Here is a 3,926-nt window from a genome sequence, read left to right as displayed (position 1 = left end):
CGCCACTGCCCCCGGAGGAGTCGGTGAGGATCACCGGATTCTCCGGTTCTTCAACCCGTGGATACTCCATGTCCAGGGTGCGGGGATCGGTGATCTCGCCGGTCAAGGCCGCCGCCGCGGCGGTCTCCGGGCTCACCAGGCAAACCTTGTCCTCGCGGGTGCCGGAGCGGCCGGGGAAGTTGCGGGGCGTGGTGCGCAGACTGATCTGATCCGTCGCCGGCGCCTGCCCCATGCCGATGCAGCCATTGCATCCCGCCTGGTGGATGCGACCGCCGGCGGCAATGAGAGACGCCAGCTGGCCGTCCCGCACCAGGTTGGTGAGGATCTGCCGCGACGAGGGATTGACGTCGAAGGACACCCGCCCGTGGACCTGCCGCCCGCGGACGATCTCCGCGGCGATGGCGAAGTCCCGATAGCCGGGATTGGCGGAGGAACCGACATACGACTGGTAGATGGGCTCGCCGGCCACCTCCCTCACCGCCCTCACATTGCCGGGGCTCGAAGGCATGGCGATGAGGGGCTCGAGGGTGGAAAGGTCGATCTCCTCCTCCACGTCATAGCCGGCATCACCGTCGGGCAGCCACTCGCTCCAATCGTCTTCCCGGCCCTGGGTGCGCAGGAAGGCCCGCACCACCTCATCGGAGGGAAAGACCGTCGAAGTAGCTCCCAGCTCGGTCCCCATGTTGGCGATGACGTGGCGATCCATGGCCGACAGGCTGTCGAGCCCCGGACCGAAATACTCCACCACCCGCCCGACGCCGCCATCGACGTCGTGGCGGCGCAACATTTCCAGGATCACGTCCTTGGCGCTCACCCAATCCGGCAGCTCCCCCACCAGCCGCACGCCCCACACCTCGGGCATCTTGATGAACAGCGGCTCCCCGGCCATGGCCAGCGCCACCTCCATCCCGCCGGCCCCGATGGCCAGCATGCCCAAAGCTCCCGCAGCGGGGGTGTGGCTGTCGGACCCCACCAGGGTCCGCCCCGGCTTGCCGAAGCGCTCCTGATGCACCGGATGGCTGACGCCGTTGCCCGGCCGGCTGTACCAAACGCCGAACCGCTGGCAGGCGCTGCGCAGGAAGAGATGATCGTCCGGATTCTTGAAGTCCACCTGCACCAGGTTGTGGTCCACGTACTGGGCCGACAGCTCCGTCTTCACCCGATCCAACCCCATGGCCTCCAGCTCGAGCATCACCATGGTGCCGGTAGCGTCCTGGGTCAGGGTCTGATCGATGCGCAACCCGATCTCCGTCCCCACCTCCATCTTCCCCTCGACCAGGTGACTCTCGATTAGCTTCTCGGTAACGTTCGACCCCATCCAAGACCTCCTTCTGCGAACCTCTGCGTGCGACTGCGGGAGCGCCCCGCCAGCCCATCGGCCAGCTCATCAGCCAACCCATCGGCGAACCTCTGGATCGGCGGGCGCTACGTGCCCTCACTCTACCGCAGCCCTCGCTCCTTCCCTGGAGCCGCCAAGCTCTGGTCAGCTCCGAAAGGGCAGCCCTCCGGGTTTGGCAGCCTACGAGATACTGGCGGACCTCGCTCTTGAATACCGCCCCCTTGACTCGTCCTTTCCTGCACCGCATTCCTAGCTTACTTCAGCGCCCTAAGCGGCAACGCCTTGACACCCTCCTCAGCGACCCGATAAACCTCCGGCAGCTCATCCATCACGCAACTGCCGAGCTCCTCCCAAAAGGCTCGGGAAGGAGCCTCCATGTCTCGCGCTCTTATTGCTGCTCTCTCCAGCACGCTGCTCGTTCTTGGGCTCGTTCTCGGGCTGGCCCTCCCGGCCGCCGCCGACCTCTATCTCGCCACCGACCGCGGCGCTCTGCCGGCGGATCGGACCACCGGCAAGATCTTCGATCCTCTCCCCGGAACCGCCGACACTCGGGTGGTGGCTGCGGACCTTGAAAGAGAGCTCGTCTGGGTTCACACCGACGAGGAGCTCGCCGCCTTCGGTCTCGACGGCACGCCGGTGCTCTCGGTGCCCGCGGAGGCAGGGGAGGAGAGCACTACCCGGTTGACGCTGAATCCCGGGGACGGCACCGTGTGGTTCGGCAGCGGCGAGGCCGTGGGCTCCTTCGCCCCCACCGGCCAGGCGCTCCAGGAGATTCCCCTCGCAGCGGAGCTCCGAGGCCTCTTCGCCACCCAGGCCGGCCTGTGGATCGCCACCGCCGAGGCGGTGGCGCTCCACGATCCCGTCACCGGCGCCGAGGTGCGCAAGCTGGCCCTCGACGAGGGAGCCGAGATACGGGCCCTGGCGGTGGATGGCGAGAGCGTGTGGGTGGCGGCAGAGGGCCAAATTCTACGATTTGTCGAAGATCCATCGGGCGAGACCGAAGACGGCAAGCCCGGCAGCGCTGAAGACTCCGATGCGCCCACCAGCAGCTTCGCCGCCCCCGGAATCCAGGCCCTCGCTCCCGGCGGAACCGAGACGCTCTGGGTCACCGACGGCGTCGCCGTCACCCGAGTCGACGCCACCGGCGAGGTCCTCACCTCGGCACAGCCCTTCGGCCTGCTGGGAGTAGGCGCAGACGGCGAGGACGAGCCCGGTATCCACACCTTGGTCGCCGACGGCTATGCAGGTTCCGTCTGGGCGGTGAGCGGCGCGGGCGCCGTGCGCCTCTCGCCTTCGGGCTGGGAGATCGAGCGCTTCGAGCCTTCGGTGAGCTTCGGCGAGCCGGTGGCGCTGCGCGGCCTGGCTCTCGGAGCTGTGCCCGAGGACACCGAAGGTCCGCAGCTGGAGATTCTTCGCCCCACCGATGGCGCCGAGCTGGAGGAGCTGCGGGCCGAGATCGAGCTCGTCTGGAGCGACCTGGGCACCGGCGTTCGGCCGGAGAGTCTCGTTCTGATCCTCGATGGCGAAACCTTCGACCGTCCCTGCACGGTGAATCAGTCTGGAGCCGTCTGCCGCCCGAGCCAGGACCTGGCCGAGGGCGAGCACGTCCTCACCGCCACCGTCGCCGACCACGGTGGCGCCGAGTCGCTGCCGGCGCAGGTCGCCTTCACTTTCGTCCCGGGAGACGGTGGAGGGGACGATGATGGCGATGGCAACGATGCCGATGACGACCCCGACGGCCTCGACCCGGACCCCGACCTCTACCAGCCGGTGGAGATCGACCGCGGCCTCCTGCCCAACCGCCCCTACCAGGGACTCGACGGCATCGACACCATCGACCTGACCTCCGGCAACCTCGTCCTGAGGATTCCTCTCGGCCAGACCTACACCGTCGGCGACCGCCTCACCTACAGCTTCCAGGCCGTCCACAACTCCAACACCTTCGAATCCATCCGCCTCGACTGCGGCACCTACAACGGTCCCACCACCTGCGGCAACCTCGGCCGCGACCTGCACTTTTCCACCACCAACCTCGCCGCCAACGCCGGCCTCGGCTGGGAGCTGCACTTCGGCCGCCTCTTCGCCCCCAATCCGCCAAACCACCTCGCAGCCAACGAACGCCAGCGCTGGCCCAACGCTCAGTGGAACGTCGATACCTCCGATCAGCTCCAGCGCTGGCTCTACATCGCTCCAGACGGCGCCCAGCACAACCTCCACAACCTCCCGGACCGCATCAGCAGCTCGGGCCACGGGCCCGTGCGGTACTCCAAAGACGGCTCCCAGCTGCGCATGATCCAGACCGGAGCCGACGAGATCGAGCTGCACTTCCCCGACGGCCTGATCTCTGTCTTCGAGCGCACCGACTCCTCCCTCGGAACGCTCTTCTGCAACGGTACCGGCGACTCGATGTCCCCCCGCTGCTGGCGCCTCGCCGAGCGCCGCGACCCCTACGGCAACCGGATGAGCCTGGCCTACCACCTCAACGCCAGTGGTCAGGAGGTCTGGACCGTTTCCGACAGCACCGGCCGAAGTCACAAGCTCTTCTTCGACCTCTCCGCGGCTGCCCGCGCCGGCGGAGATGGGATCG

2 protein-coding genes are annotated in these 3,926 nt (G+C 67.8%); one reads left to right on the top strand and one right to left on the bottom strand.

Translation table 11 applies throughout. The annotated features are described in order from the left end of the window. A partial coding sequence (locus SX243_25455; GenBank protein ID MDY7096336.1) for an aconitate hydratase occupies positions 1–1,318 on the bottom strand: 1,318 nt, incomplete at its 3' end. 396 nt (positions 1,319–1,714) lie between these two features. On the opposite strand from SX243_25455, the gene SX243_25450 reads away from it, so the two are divergent. Next, a partial coding sequence (locus SX243_25450) for a hypothetical protein (protein MDY7096335.1) occupies positions 1,715–3,926 on the top strand: 2,212 nt, incomplete at its 3' end.

The sequence above is a fragment of the Acidobacteriota bacterium genome (assembly GCA_034211275.1).
Classification (GTDB): Bacteria; Acidobacteriota; Thermoanaerobaculia; order Multivoradales; family JAHZIX01; genus JAGQSE01.
This window is presented reverse-complemented; position numbering and strand designations above follow the sequence as displayed.